The organism is Streptomyces sp. NPDC002499, from assembly GCF_053595415.1.
Genome location: NZ_JBSFXO010000001.1, coordinates 862586 through 876171 on the forward strand (window position 1 = coordinate 862586; position 13586 = coordinate 876171).

At 72.6% G+C, this 13586-nt stretch carries 11 protein-coding genes; 6 read left to right on the forward strand and 5 right to left on the reverse strand.

Features of this window, described 5'->3' with window-relative positions:
• Positions 1–21: 21 nt before the first annotated feature.
• On the forward strand, positions 22–2445 hold the full coding sequence (locus ACWD5F_RS03920) for a right-handed parallel beta-helix repeat-containing protein (RefSeq protein ID WP_451250744.1): 2424 nt from the start codon (positions 22–24) through the stop codon (positions 2443–2445).
• Here ACWD5F_RS03920 and ACWD5F_RS03925 read toward each other — a convergent pair.
• Positions 2415–4793: a hypothetical protein gene (locus ACWD5F_RS03925; RefSeq protein WP_451250746.1), complete on the reverse strand. Its 2379-nt coding sequence runs from the start codon at positions 4791–4793 to the stop codon at positions 2415–2417. The genes ACWD5F_RS03920 and ACWD5F_RS03925 overlap by 31 nt on opposite strands.
• Positions 4794–5083: 290 nt before the next feature.
• Between ACWD5F_RS03925 and ACWD5F_RS03930 the strand changes: the two genes are divergently transcribed.
• Together ACWD5F_RS03930 and ACWD5F_RS03935 are read left to right on the forward strand one after the other, a co-directional pair.
• Entirely contained in the window at positions 5084–5902 is an 819-nt protein-coding gene (locus tag ACWD5F_RS03930) for a DeoR/GlpR family DNA-binding transcription regulator (RefSeq protein ID WP_124001150.1), read from the forward strand.
• Positions 5903–6030: 128 nt separating this feature from the next.
• On the forward strand, positions 6031–6501 hold the full coding sequence (locus ACWD5F_RS03935; RefSeq protein WP_451251041.1) for an SRPBCC family protein: 471 nt from the start codon (positions 6031–6033) through the stop codon (positions 6499–6501).
• Here ACWD5F_RS03935 and ACWD5F_RS03940 read toward each other — a convergent pair.
• Positions 6475–7629, reverse strand: coding sequence for a PLP-dependent cysteine synthase family protein (locus ACWD5F_RS03940; RefSeq protein ID WP_451250748.1), 1155 nt, complete (start codon positions 7627–7629; stop codon positions 6475–6477). The two genes, ACWD5F_RS03935 and ACWD5F_RS03940, sit on opposite strands and share 27 nt — an antisense overlap.
• A gap of 356 nt (positions 7630–7985) precedes the next feature.
• Between ACWD5F_RS03940 and ACWD5F_RS03945 the strand changes: the two genes are divergently transcribed.
• Both ACWD5F_RS03945 and ACWD5F_RS03950 read left to right on the forward strand, forming a co-directional pair.
• A complete protein-coding gene (locus tag ACWD5F_RS03945; RefSeq protein ID WP_280879887.1) occupies positions 7986–8309 on the forward strand; it encodes a hypothetical protein in 324 nt (107 codons plus the stop codon).
• Positions 8310–8535: 226 nt separating this feature from the next.
• Complete coding sequence (locus tag ACWD5F_RS03950) at positions 8536–9066, forward strand: ATP-binding protein (RefSeq protein WP_401723170.1); 531 nt, start codon at positions 8536–8538, stop codon at positions 9064–9066.
• Positions 9067–9205: 139 nt separating this feature from the next.
• On the opposite strand, the gene ACWD5F_RS03955 is transcribed toward ACWD5F_RS03950, so the two are convergent.
• From ACWD5F_RS03955 to ACWD5F_RS03965, 3 genes are read right to left on the reverse strand one after another with little or no spacing between them, the layout of a single operon-like run.
• Entirely contained in the window at positions 9206–11767 is a 2562-nt protein-coding gene (locus tag ACWD5F_RS03955; RefSeq protein ID WP_451250751.1) for an ABC transporter permease, read from the reverse strand.
• Positions 11764–12516 carry an ABC transporter ATP-binding protein gene (locus ACWD5F_RS03960; protein WP_451250753.1) on the reverse strand — a complete coding sequence of 251 codons (753 nt, stop codon included), beginning with the start codon at positions 12514–12516 and terminating at the stop codon, positions 11764–11766. Before ACWD5F_RS03960 ends, ACWD5F_RS03955 begins: the two co-directional genes overlap by 4 nt.
• The gene (locus ACWD5F_RS03965) at positions 12513–12812 is read right to left on the reverse strand and encodes an SHOCT domain-containing protein (protein ID WP_451250755.1); all 300 of its coding nucleotides are present in this window, start codon (positions 12810–12812) and stop codon (positions 12513–12515) included. Before ACWD5F_RS03965 ends, ACWD5F_RS03960 begins: the two co-directional genes overlap by 4 nt.
• A 215-nt stretch (positions 12813–13027) precedes the next feature.
• On the opposite strand from ACWD5F_RS03965, the gene ACWD5F_RS03970 reads away from it, so the two are divergent.
• Positions 13028–13585: a TetR/AcrR family transcriptional regulator gene (locus ACWD5F_RS03970; RefSeq protein ID WP_451250757.1), complete on the forward strand. Its 558-nt coding sequence runs from the start codon at positions 13028–13030 to the stop codon at positions 13583–13585.
• Position 13586 lies beyond the last annotated feature (1 nt).

Sequence of the window (13586 nt, forward strand, 5' to 3'; positions counted from 1 at the left end):
AGGTGGGGGCACAGCAACGCCATGGCACAGGGCACGGTCCAGGTGACGCACACCGGTACATCGAGGTGGCGGCGCCGCACGGGTGAGTACGCGTCGCTCGCCGCCGCCCTGGAGGCCGCGGCCGACGGGGACGTGCTCACCGTCGCCCCCGGCACCTACCGGGAGAACCTCGTCGTCCAGCGGGCGGTGACCCTGCGCGGCCCCGAGGGCTCCCCCGGCTCGGTACGGATCGCCCCGCTGGACGGGGTGCCGCTGACCGTGCGGGCCTCCGCCGTGGTGCAGGACCTGCACGTGGAGGGCCAGGACGCGGCCGCTCCCGCCCTGCTCGTCGAGGAGGGCACGCCCGAGCTGACGGACGTACGGATCGTCACGCGCTCCGCGGCCGGCATCGAGGTGCGCGGCGGCGCCCGGCCCACCGTGCGCCGCTGCACGGTCGACAACCCGGCCGGGGTCGGCATCGCCGTACTCGACGGCGGGGGCGGGGTGTTCGAGGAGTGCGAGGTCGTCTCCGCCGGCCAGTCGGGCGTCTCGGTCCGCGGCGGCGGGCATCCGCGCCTGGAGCGATGCCGGATCCACCACGCCTCGGGCTCGGGCCTGGCGGCGACCGGGGAGAACTCCGCGCTGGAAGCGGTGGGTTGTGAGATCTACGAGGTCCGGGGCAGCGGCGTCCAGGTCACCGGCCGTGCCACCGCGCACCTCACGGACTGCGATGTGCACCGCACCACCGGGGACGGCGTCACGCTCGACACGGACGCGGTGCTGACCCTGGCCGACTGCCGCATCCACGACATCCCGGAGAACGCGGTCGACCTGCGCTCCCGTTCGGTGCTCACGCTGACCCGCACGACGGTCCGTCAGTTCGGGCGCAACGGCCTGTCGGTGTGGGATCCGGGCACGCGCGTGGACGCCAACCAGTGCGAGATCTTCGACAGCACCGGCGACTACCCGGCCGTCTGGGTCAGCGACGGCGCCACCGCCGTACTGGACTCCTGCCGGGTGCACGACGTACCGGACGCGCTGTTCGTCCTGGACCGCGGCTCGCGCGCGGACGTCGTCGACAGTGACATCTCGCAGGTGCGCAACACGGCCGTGTCGGTGAGCGACGGCGCCACCGCGCAGCTCGACGACTGCCGGATCCGGGACGCCGCCACCGGTGCCTGGTTCCGTGACCACGGCAGCGGCGGCACCCTCAACAACTGCACGGTGGACGGCACGCAGACCGGCGTGATCGTCACCAAGGGCGCCGACCCCACGATCGAGCGGTGCACGGTCGACTCGCCGGCCGAGGCGGGCTTCTATGTGTCCGCGGGCGGGCGCGGCAGCTTCCTCAACTGCCGGGTGACGGGCAGCGGCGGCTACGGCTTCCACGTCATAGACGGCTGTCGGGCGACGCTGCGCAAGTGCCGCACGGAGCGCTGCGCGCGCGGTGGGTACGAGTTCGCGGACGCGGGCCCGGACGCCGGCACCGGCACGGGTCCCGTCGTGGAGGACTGCACCAGCGACGAGAGCGCGAGCCTGCGGGAGACGGCAGTTGAGGGCGCGGGTCAGTCCGCCGGGCTGCTCGGCGCGATCCCCGGGCAGCGGGCCGCCGAGCAGGAGCCCCTGGTCACCGCCACCGAGCCGGAGCAGCCGGCGCGGACCCCGCAGTCCGTGATGGGTGAACTGGACGCGCTGGTGGGCCTGGAGAGCGTCAAGCGCGAGGTGCGGGCGCTCACCGACATGATCGAGGTCGGCCGGCGCCGCCAGCAGGCGGGCCTCAAGGCGGCCTCGGTCAAGCGCCACCTGGTCTTCACCGGCTCCCCCGGCACCGGCAAGACGACGGTCGCCCGGCTGTACGGCGAGATCCTGGCCTCCCTCGGTGTCCTGGAGAAGGGGCATCTGGTCGAGGTGTCCCGCGTCGACCTGGTCGGCGAGCACATCGGCTCGACGGCGATCCGCACCCAGGAGGCGTTCGACCGGGCGCGCGGCGGTGTGCTGTTCATCGACGAGGCCTACGCGCTGTCTCCGGAGGACTCGGGCCGGGACTTCGGCCGGGAGGCCATCGACACGCTGGTGAAGCTGATGGAGGACCACCGGGACGCCGTCGTGGTGATCGTCGCGGGCTACACGGCGGAGATGGAGCGGTTCCTCTCGGTCAACCCCGGTGTGGCGTCGCGCTTCTCCCGGACCATCACCTTCGGCGACTACGGGCCCGAGGAGCTGCTGCGGATCGTGGAGCAGCAGACCGAGGAGCACGAGTACCGGCTGGCACCGGGCGCCTCGGACGCGCTCCTGAAGTACTTCACGGACATCCCGAAGGGCCCGGCGTTCGGCAACGGGCGTACCGCTCGCCAGACCTTCGAGGGCATGGTCGAGCGGCACGCGAGCCGGGTCGCCCAGTTCGCCGAGCCCAGCACGGACGACCTGACCCTCCTCTACGCCGAGGACCTGCCCGACTCGGCCTGAGCCGGCGCCCCGGCCTCGGGGCGCGGGGTCGGCAGGTCCGGCCTGAGCCGGGCCAGCAGCCGCTCCCGCTCCTCGGCGAAGGCCGGGTCGGCCTGGTAGTCGGAGTGGCCCAGGACGGGCGCGGGCAGCGGATGCAGCGCGGTGCGGCCGTAGCCGAGCGGGTCCTTGAGCGGGCCGCGGTCCACCGCGGGGCCGCAGTCGCCGGGCAGTCCGACCGGGCCGCCGATGGGGTCGGTGAGCCGGTAGAGGTTGCGCCAGCAGTCGACGTCCCGGTGCAGGGAGCTGAGCGCGGCCGGTCCGAAGTGGGCCGGGAACCAGCGGCCGTAGAGGCGCTCCAGCGGTGAGCCGTAGGTCAGCAGGGCGACCCGTTTGCGGACGGCGGGCTTGAGCTGCCAGGCCGCCGCGGCGGCGAGCACGCTGCCCTGCGAGTGCCCGGACAGGACGAGCCGGCCGCCGGTGGCACGGGTCCAGGTCGCCATCCGCCAGGTCAGGTCGGGCACCGCGCGCTCCGCGTAGCAGGGCGGGGCGAAGGGGTGGGCGGCGCGCGGCCAGAAGGTGCCGACGTCCCACAGGATGCCGATGGTGCGCCGCGCGGAGGCGTCCTTGTAGGCGCGCCGGCCCCAGGTGACGAAGAGTATGAAGCCGAGCCCGATCAGCCAGGAGCCGAGCGCCTGGGCGGTCTGGGCGGCGCCGTGCACGAAGGCGTGCGCGGGCAGTGCGGCCTGGGCCGGTGCCTTGTCGGTGGTGAACGCGCCGACCAGGGCGCCCGCGCCGAGGAGCAGGGTCGTGGTGGAGACGACGGCGACGAGGAGGGGGCCGCGGTCGGTGAGCGTGGCCATCGCGCGCGTGGTGGCGATCTTGCGGGTGCGCGCGGTGTCCTTGGGCTCCCCCGCGTAGTCGAGTTCGATGGTGCCCATCGCGGCGCGGCGCAGCAGCCAGGCCCGCCAGCCGAGTCCGCCGCAGAGCACCAGCAGGACGAGGATGAGTACGGGGATCGCGGACGCCTGCCAGGTCAGCAGGACCGGCGGTCCCGCGATGGAGGTGCCGGTGCCGTCCAGCCAGTCGGAGACCCGCTGGGAGACCCCGCCGGACATCACGCCGCCGAGGGCGCAGGCGAGCATCGCGACGGCGGGTCCGCCCAGGCCACGCATGGCGGCGCGCGGGTCGGGGCGCGTGCGGTGCAGCACGCGTGCGACGACGGCCAGCGCTATCACCAGTCCGCCCTGGACCAGCGTGATGGTGCCGAAGGTGGTGTCCCCGGGCAGCCGGCCGGCGGAGGCCCATCCGGGGCGCTCCCAGCCGGCGTAGACGGCGGAGAGCACGAGCAGGGCGAGCGCGCCGAGCGGCAGGCGCCGTACCAAGTGCTTGTCGAGGCGCCGGTCGATGAAGTTCTCGCTGCGGCCTCGGCGGCACACCACCCACACCACGCCGACGGCGGTGGCCAGGATGGCGGCGACGAGGAAGCGGCCCAGCGTGTCGAGGAGCGTGGAGCCGCCGGGCTCCCGGTCGAAGCGGGCCGCGGTCGTGGCGAGCGCGGCGGCGACGGTCAGCAGCCCGGCCGCGGTGTGCGCGGCGCGGAGCCGGGCCACCAGGCGGCGGCCGTACCAGAAGCCGGGCCGGCCCAGGGCCGTGCCGTCGGTGTCCTCCTCGGGCTCGGCCTTGCGGGAGATCGGCTGCTGGGACTCGTAGGCGCTCCAGGTGCGCCGGGAGAGGTACCAGAGCAGGCAGGTGAGCGCGGCGGGGACGACGGCCGCGAGGGCGAGCCGGCGGCCGGGGTCGCTCCACCAGCCGTGGTGCGAGGCCGCGGGCGACAGGAAGCCCAGCCAGGAGTGGCGCTCGGCGCACGCGTGCGTGCCCGCGCACTGCCAGGCGGCGAGGTCGAGCGCGACCTCACAGGCCGCGGCGACCAGCAGGACCGTCAGGGTCAGTCCGATCAGCCGCACGAGCAGCCCGTACAGGCGCACCGCCCGCCGGTGGCCCTGTGCGCCGGGACGCATCCAGTGCGCGAGGTTGACCACCATGAACGGCAGTAACAGGAGCCACAGGGCGCGGGCGCTGTTGCCCGAGGTGAGGTTGCACCAGACGTAGGCCTCCGGCACCGGCCGGCCGCGCCGGTCGTCGGGGCGGTTCTCCGCGTCGACGTCGTCGGCGCGCCGGAAGACGGCCGCCGTGTCGTCACCGCTGATCCGTACCGTGCGCGGATCGTCGAGCATCTTCTCGGGCGTGGTGCCGCCCACGCCGTGGACCAGGAGTTCCAGGGCCGTGCCGGCTTCCTCCGGCTGTGCGCCGGGGCGCTCGGGCCCACCGGTCGCAGGGCGTTCCTGTACGCGTTCCTCTGCACGTTGCACTGTTCGCACTTCCCCCGTGACGCGCCATCTGCTGTTGTCCGTGCGGGCCATAAGGATGGCCGTTTTCGGCCTCCCCTACACCTCCTGTCACTGAATCTCCCCGATCCGTGTGACAAGGGAGGAACTCGTGGGCCGCCAGTGACATGTGCGCGACGGGCGACCGGTGGCGCCGGTGACCGCGACCCGTGCGAGGATGGGACGCCCACGCACCGGGGCCGGGGAGAACGTCGTGGTCGGAGCGGGTGCGCGGGGCGTGTCGGACGGCATGAGGCGAAAGGACCGGAGCGTACGTGAGTGAGAATCAGAACCTCCTCGCGGAGCAGCGGCGCGCCCTGATCCTGGACGAGGTTCGGCGCCGGGGCGGGGTTCGGGTCAACGAGCTGACGCGGAAGCTCGGCGTGTCGGACATGACGGTCCGCCGCGATCTCGACGCGCTCGCCCGCCAGGGTGTGCTGGAGAAGGTGCACGGCGGCGCGGTGCCCGTCGTGGAGGCGAGTACGCACGAGCCCGGTTTCGAGGCCAAGTCCGGCCTGGAGCTGTCGGCCAAGGAGGACATCGCGCGCTCGGCGGCCCAGCTGGTGGCGCCGGGTACGGCGATAGCGCTGTCGGGCGGTACGACGACGTACGCACTGGCCCATCAGCTGCTGGACGTGCCGGACCTCACCGTGGTCACCAACTCGGTGCGGGTCGCCGATGTCTTCCACGCGGCGCAGCGCACCTCGGGCCCCCGGCAGGGCGCTGCCACGGTGGTGCTGACCGGTGGAGTGCGCACGCCCTCCGACTCGTTGGTGGGTCCGGTGGCCGACCAGGCGATCGCGGCGCTCCACTTCGACGTGCTGTTCCTCGGTGTGCACGGGATATCGGTCGAGGCCGGTCTGTCGACGCCGAACCTCGCGGAGGCGGAGACCAACCGGCGGCTCGTGCAGTCGGCGCGGCGGGTCGTGGTGGTCGCCGACCACACCAAGTGGGGTGTGGTGGGCCTGAGTTCGTTCGCGGCGCTGGAGCAGGTCGACACGCTGGTGACGGACGCCGGGCTGCCGGGCTCCGCGCGCGCGGAGATCTCCGAGCATCTGCGGCGGCTGATGGTGGCGGGCGAGCCGGAGGACTGATCCCGCCGGGCCCGCCATGCCGGCGGGCTCCGCCGTGTGGGTTCCGGGCGGTGCAGACATCTGACGGACCGCCAGCTATCGTGACGCTGCCCGGTCAACCGCCCTCCACCACCAGGGGGTTCTCGCCCATGGCCCGTCAACTGCGCCCCGAGGGGCTCGACTTCGTCGAGACCGCGCCCGTACGTCTCGTCTTCGCCCGGGAGATGTCCGCCTCCCCCGAGGCGGTGCACCGCGCCCTCGCCGAGGACGTGCCGGGGTGGGCGGAGTGGTTCCCGGGCGTGAAACGGGCCCGGCTGCTCGGCGACGGCACCCGGCGCGAGGTGTGGCTCACCGGCGGCGGGCACTTCGAGGAGACGATCCTCGCGTCGAAGGAGCCGGACGTGTACGCCTACCGCGTCGACGCGGGCAACGCGCCGGGCCTGCGGGCGCTCGTAGAGGAGTGGCGGCTGCTGCCGTCCGGTACCGGCACGCGCGCGCAGTGGACCTTCGCTGCGGACGGGTCTGCTCCGCTGCGGCTGGTCACGAAGGGGTCGCGGGCGGCTCTCGGGCGCGCTTTCCGGGGCGCGGTCACCTCACTGGACCGACGGCTCTCCGCCTAGGCCCTCGGCGCACCAGACGCCCGTCCGCAGGAGCGAGTCGATCGCCGTCGTGTACGGCTCGATGTCCATGCCCTGCTGGGCCAGCCACGCGTCCGAGTAGTACTTGTCCAGGTAGCGGTCGCCCGGGTCGCACAGCAGCGTCACCACGCTCCCCCGGCGGCCCTCGGCCACCATCTCGGCGACGATCTTCAGCGCGCTCCACAGCCCGGTGCCGGTCGAGCCGCCCGCCTTGCGGCCGATGGCCCGCTCCAGGGCGCGCACGGCGGCGACGCTGGCCGCGTCCGGGACCTTCATCATCCGGTCGATCGCGCCGGGCACGAAGCTCGGTTCCATGCGGGGGCGGCCGATGCCCTCGATGCGGGAGCCGCAGTCGCAGGTGACGTCCGGATCGCCGGTGGTCCAGCCCTCGAAGAAACAGGAGTTCTCCGGGTCGGCCACGCAGATGCGCGTATCGCGCTGGGTGTAGTGGACGTAGCGCGCGATGGTCGCGGAGGTGCCGCCCGTGCCGGCCGTGGCCACGATCCACGCGGGCTCCGGGAACCGCTCCAACTCCAGCTGGCGGAACATGGATTCGGCGATGTTGTTGTTGCCGCGCCAGTCCGTGGCCCGTTCCGCGTAGGTGAACTGGTCCATGTAGTGGCCGCCGGTCTCGGCCGCGAGGCGGGCGGATTCCTCGTACATTTTGCGCGAGTCGTCCACGAAGTGGCACTGCCCGCCGTGGAATTCGATGAGACGGCACTTCTCGGCGCTCGTCGTGCGGGGCATGACGGCGATGAAGGGGACGCCGATCAGCCCCGCGAAGTACGCCTCGGAGACGGCCGTGGAGCCACTGGACGCCTCGATCACCGGGCGGCCCGGCCGGATCCAGCCGTTGCACAGCCCGTAGAGGAAGAGCGAGCGGGCGAGGCGGTGCTTGAGGCTGCCGGTGATGTGGGTCGACTCGTCCTTCAGGTACAGGTCGATGCCCCACTTCTCGGGCAGCGGGAAGCGGAGCAGGTGGGTGTCGGCCGAGCGGTTGGCATCCGCCTGGACCTTGCGGACGGCCTCTTTCAGCCAGGCGCGGTAGGCGGCGTCGCTGTGGTCGACGTCGAGGGTCACGCCGGTCCGGGTCTGCTGTGGGGTGGTCACGGCGGGGCTCCTTCTGCTTCGCGCCGGCGACGCCTGGCGTGGCCGACACATCGATCATATGCACCTTCCACACGCTTCTCACCTGCATAAACACTCCTTTGGGCAGCCCAAAGGCAGCCCTGGGGCGGGACGGCACCCATCGAGGCACCCACCACGGGGCGCATTCGCGCGAGTGCTCCGGGTGCCGGGCTCGCGGTGTCCAGGCGCACTGGTGCTCGACGCCGGGCGCGGGCAGACTTCACCGGAGGGGGCGCACACTGGATCACGAGACGAGCTGGATCACGAGACCGGCCGGATCAAGAGCCGCGCAGGTTCACGGTCCGGCGCATCGGACGCACACGAGGGGGCGGAGCGGCATGGCGGAGCCCGAGTTCACGGCCAAGGGCGTGGGGATAGGGAAACGGCTGCGCTCGCTCACCCGGGCCGGACAGGTCCGGATCAGCGACGGCCGGCTGGAGTTGCTCACCAGCTACGGCAGCGAGATCGACAGCGCGCCGGTGCAGGCGGTACGCGCCTCCAAGCCCTGGTTCGCGCCGGACGGCCGGGCGCTCGCGGATCTGAACGGCAAGCGATACCTGCTGACCCTCGGCGACCACGACCCCGCCCCCGGGGAGCCGGGGCCGCCCGCGGCCCGCCGGTTCATCGAGGCCGTGCGCAAGGCCGCGCGGCGCGGCGGCTGACCGGTTCGACGGACAGCCGGCCGACCTCCGTAGAGCGGGTGGCCCATCGCGAGTTGCGGTACCGCACCCCCTGCGTCACGCTGGTCTCACGTCACTCTGGGTTTACCGGCGATAACGCTGCGAACCAGCCCGCCGGACACGCCAGTAGGCGGCCGTTTTTGCCGGGGCCCCTGCTGGATCCGAACTCCGTGTTCTTCCGGACCATCTCAGTCGGGGAGTCGCAGCCGTGATCAGTCACCCAAGCAGGCACTGCACGGTGGAGCTCCATGCCCTGCCGTCGCGGATCGGCCAGGTCCGCAGAATCGTATCGGCGCAGTTGCGCTACTGGCATCTGGATCCCTTGATAGACCACGCCGCGCTCGGCGTGACGGAGCTGTTGACCAACGTCCACCGGCACGCGCAGCCCGACAAGCTGTGCACGGTGGAGATCGAGCTGCTGCTCGACCGGCTCACGGTCTCCGTGCACGACCACGATCCCCGCCTTCCCGAGGTACGGGACGTGGACCCCTCCTCCACCAGCGGGCGCGGGCTCGCCATGGTGGCCGCGGTGAGCGAGAGCTGGGGGGTGCGGGCGGACGGCGAGTCGGGCAAGGTCGTCTGGTTCACCCTGCCCGCCGCGCAGCCGCCGCCCGCCACGCCCGCGCGTATGCCGCGGCGGGTGAGCGAGAAGCCGGCCCAACGCTTCGCGGACGTCGAACACGGGGTCGATGTCCGGCGGGCGGCGCATGCCGCCGCCCGGTCCGCCGTGGCGGGGTGAGCGGAGGAGCCGGTCGCTCCTCCGCTCACCCCGTGGGTCCCCCGGGCTCCTGCGCTCACTCGGCAGGCTCTCCCGGGCTCCCCCGTTCACTCGGGCTCCCCCGCTCGCCCGGCCGGCTCTCCCGGGCTTCCCCGCTCGGTCACTCCGTGGCGATCGCCCGCAGTACGTCCAGGCGGGCCGCCCGTCGGGCCGGGCGCCAGCCTGCCAGGGCGCCGGCCGCCAGGCCCACCAGGGCCACGATCAGCAGCTGCACGGGCGGGATCGCGAAGGCGAAGGCGCTGTCGCTCGCGCCGTCCGAGGCCTCGACCAGGACCCAGCCGAGGAAGCCACCGAGCGCGAGGCCGCCGACCGTGCCGAAGGCCGCCACGAGGACCGACTCCCAGCGGACCATGGCCCGCAGTTGGGACCGGGTCTGGCCGACGGCGCGCAACAGGCCCAGTTCTCGGGTGCGTTCGTGGATCGCCAGGGTCAGTGTGTTGGCGATGCCCAGGAGCGCGATGAGGACCGCGAGGGCCAGCAGGGCGTAGACCAGGGTGAGCATCATGTCGATGCCGCCTGCCGAGGACTGCGCGTACTCGGCGCGGGTCTGCACCTCCGGGTTGCCGTAGGCGTCCGCGACCTTCTGCACGGCCGCCTTGCCGGCGTCCGTGCTCACGCCGTCCTTGAAGGAAACCGCGACCAGGGTGTCGGAGTCCTGGGTGCGGTGCGGGGCCCAGGCGGCGCGGGTGATGACGTAGTCGCCGGCGAGTTCCGACCGGCCGTAGACCGCGCGGACCGTGAAGGTCTCCTTCTTGCCGTCGGTGAAGGTGAGTCGGGCCTTGTCGCCGGTGGTGAGGTGCTGCTTCTCGGCCTCGCTCCTGGTGATGGCGATGCCGTCGACGCCGAGCGCGCTCATCGAACCGTCGACCTTGCCGAGGTCGAAGGTGCGTTGCAGGGCGGTCGGGTCGGTGACCGTCAACGCCCTTCCCTTGCCGTCGACTTCGGCGACTCCGCGGCCCAGGCCCACGGCCGTGTCGACCTCGGGCAGTCGCTGGACGGCTCCGGCGAGGCGGGGGCTGAGTCCGCTGCCACCGGCGCCGAACGACGGTGTGCTCACGGCCACGTCGCCCGCGAAGGAACGAGACACGGTCTGGTCCATGGTGGCCTTGAGCGAGGCCCCGAAGACGGTGAACAGGGCGACCACGGCCACGCCGATCATCAGGGCACTCGCGGTCGCGGCCGTCCGCTTGGGGCTGCGCAGCGCGTTGCGTCGGGCGAGTCCGCCGGTGACCCCGCGCAGCCTGTCCAGGGGGCTGCCCAGGACGCGTACGGCCGTCGAGGAGGCGACCGGGCCGAGGACCACGAAGGCGACCAGGGCGAGTACGGCGCCAAGTCCCGCCAGCCAGAGGGACGGTGAGATCAGTACGCCGGTGAGGGTGGCGGCGACGGCGAGGGCACCCAGGACCGTTCCGGTGACCGCACGTGTGCGGGAGGCGCCGGAGGAGTCGACGGCGGTCTCGCGCAGGGCCGCCAGCGGGGCGGTGCGTCCGGCGCGGGCGGCGGGCAGGAGCGCGGAGCCCAGGCAGACCACGATGCCCACGGCGAGCGGCAGCGCCATGGACAGCGCGCTGATCACCAAGTCACCCTTGGGGAACGGGAATCCGATCGCCGGGAACAGTGCCTGAAGTCCGGCCGCGATACCGATGCCGCCCGCCAGGCCGGCGAGCGAGGCGGTCACGGCCACGACGGTCGCCTCGACCAGGGTGGCCGCGGTGACCTGGCGGCTGGAGGCGCCGAGGGCCCGCAACAGGGCGTTCTCGCGGGTGCGTTGGGCGACGACGATCGCGAAGGTGTTGTGGATGGAGAAGGTCGCGACGAGCAGGGCGATGCCGGAGAACACCAGCAGGAAGGTGGTGAAGATGGTCAGGAACTGGCTGGAGATCATGTCGGTGTTCTCCTGCGCCGACTCCTGACCGGTGATGGCCTCAACCCCCTTGGGCAGTACGGGAGTCAGCCGGTCGACCAGCTCCTTCTCGCTCACTCCGGGGCCGGCCCGCACCTGGATGCTCGACGCCTCGCCGGGCCTGGCCGTGAGGTACTTCTCGGCGTCGGCGCGGGTCATGCCGGTGAACGTCACCTGGGCCATGCCGTCCTCGCCGCCGAAGGTCGCGAGACCGACGATCCGCACCTGGACCGGGTCCGGGGTGCGCAGGGTGGTCGTGTCGCCGATCTTCAGGTCGCCCTTGTCGGCGGCACCGCGGTTGACGACGACCTCGCCGGACTTCGACGGGGCGCGGCCTTCGGCGAGTTGGTACGGGTTGAGCTTCGGGTCGGTGATCCAGTTGCCGGCGAGGGTGGGCGGGCCCTGGCCGCCGATGGGCTTGCCGTTCTTGCCGACGAGCTGGCCGGCGCCCTGGATCTCGGGCTCGGCGGAGGCGACACCGGGCACCTTCGCGAGGCTGTCGGCGAGGTCCGTGGCGACCGGCTGCCGTACGCCCTGGCTCTCGCCCGGTGTGGTGATGGCGTCGGCGCTGCGGACGACGGCGTCCGTGCCGCTGGTCGCGTTGCCGAACATGGTGTCGAAGCTGGCGCGCAGGGTGTCGCCCATGACGAGGGTGCCGGCCAGGAAGGCGACGCCGAGGAACACGGCGAGGAAGGTGCCGGCGAAGCGCCGCTTGTGGGCGCGCAGGGAGGACACGCTCAGGCGGACGGAGGCGTTCATGACGGCACCTCGAAGGCTTTCATGCGGTCCAGGACCTTGTCGGCGGTCGGGGCTTCCATCCGGTCCACCAGGCGCCCGTCGGCGAGGAAGACGACCTCGTCGGCGTGGGCGGCTGCGACCGGGTCGTGGGTGACCATGACGACCGCGCGGGAGGTCTGGCGCGCGGTGCGGCCGAGCAGGCCCAGGACCTCGCCGCCCGCGCGGGAGTCGAGGTTGCCGGTCGGCTCGTCGGCGAAGACGACATCCGGCTGTCCGGCGAACGCCCGTGCCACGGCGACGCGTTGCTGCTGGCCGCCGGAGAGTTCGGAGGGCCGGTGGTGGAGGCGGTCACGCAGGCCGACGACGTCGATCAGCGCGTCGAGCCACTCCGTGTCGCCCTTGCCGGCGCCCGCGAGGTCGAGGGGCAGCCTGATGTTCTCCTCGACCGTGAGCGTGGGCACCAGGTTGAAGGCCTGGAACACGAAGCCGACGCGGTCGCGGCGCAGGAGGGTGAGGCGGCGGTCGTCCAGCGTGCCCAGGTCGGTGTCGCCGATCCAGGCGGCGCCGGCGGTGAGCGTGTCGAGGCCGGCCGCGCAGTGCATGAGCGTGGACTTGCCGGAGCCCGAGGGCCCCATGATCGCGGTGAAGCGGCCGACCGGGAAGTCGACGCTCACCCCGTCCAGGGCCCTCACCTCGGTGTCGCCGCGGCCGTACACCTTCACGGCCTCGACGACCCGGGCGGCCGTCCGCGTGGCGGTCGCGGTGGTCATGCGGCACCGCCCTTGCCCGCCGTGCGGCCGAACTGCTCGTCCAGGACGGACAGCCGGCGCCAGTACTCGTCCTCGTCGATCTCACCGGCCGCGAAGCGCCGGCCGAGCACGGCGAGGGGCGAGTCGCCCGAGGGGCGCGGGTCCTCGAACGCGCGCCACGGTCCGCCTCGTCGGCCGCGCCAGACGGTGCGGCGCAGCAGCGTGACGACGCCGACCACGACGGCCGCCCAGATCAGCGGGAAGAACAGGATCCACGGGCCGGGACCGCCGCCGTTCCAGTTCGCGAGAGTCTGCATGTCGATTCATCTCCTTGGAGAGTCCTGGAAGGCCTCAGCGAGGTTCGTTGCCCTCGGAGGAGCTTCCGGTGATGAATCGAGACTGGCCGCGAGGAGGGGTCCGGGTCGTCGTACGGCCAGCGGCAGTGCGCGTACATCCCGAGGAGTACGCGGGTTCGTTCCAGCTGCTCCCACAACCCTGGAATTCTGTAACTACTAGTATGTACAGTGCGTGTATGAGCACCCCGGAACGACTGATCGAGTCCACCCGTGAGCTGTTGTGGGAGCGCGGTTACGTGGGCACCAGCCCCAAGGCGATCCTGGAGCGCGCGGGCGCCGGGCAGGGCAGCATGTACCACCACTTCAAGGGAAAGCCGGATCTCGCCCTGGCGGCGATCCGGCGGACGGCCGAGGAGTTGCTGGCTACCGCCGAGGGAGTACTCGACGGCCCGGGGACGCCGTACGAGCGGATCGAGGCGTATCTGCGCCGCGAGCGCGATGTGTTGCGCGGCTGCCCGGTCGGGCGGCTCACGATGGACCCGGACATCATCGCCAACGACGAGTTGCGCGCGCCGGTGGACGAGACGCTCGACCGGATCCGGGAGCGGCTCGCCGGGATCGTCGAAGAGGGCAAGGAGCAGGGGCAGTTCGCGCCCTCCCTGGACGGCGAGGAGATCGCCGCGACCGTCCTCGCGACCGTGCAGGGCGGTTACGTCCTCGCCCGCGCCGCCGGGAACCCCGCCGCCTTCGACACCGCCGTCCGGGGCCTGCTCTCCCTGCTCGCACCGCGATAGG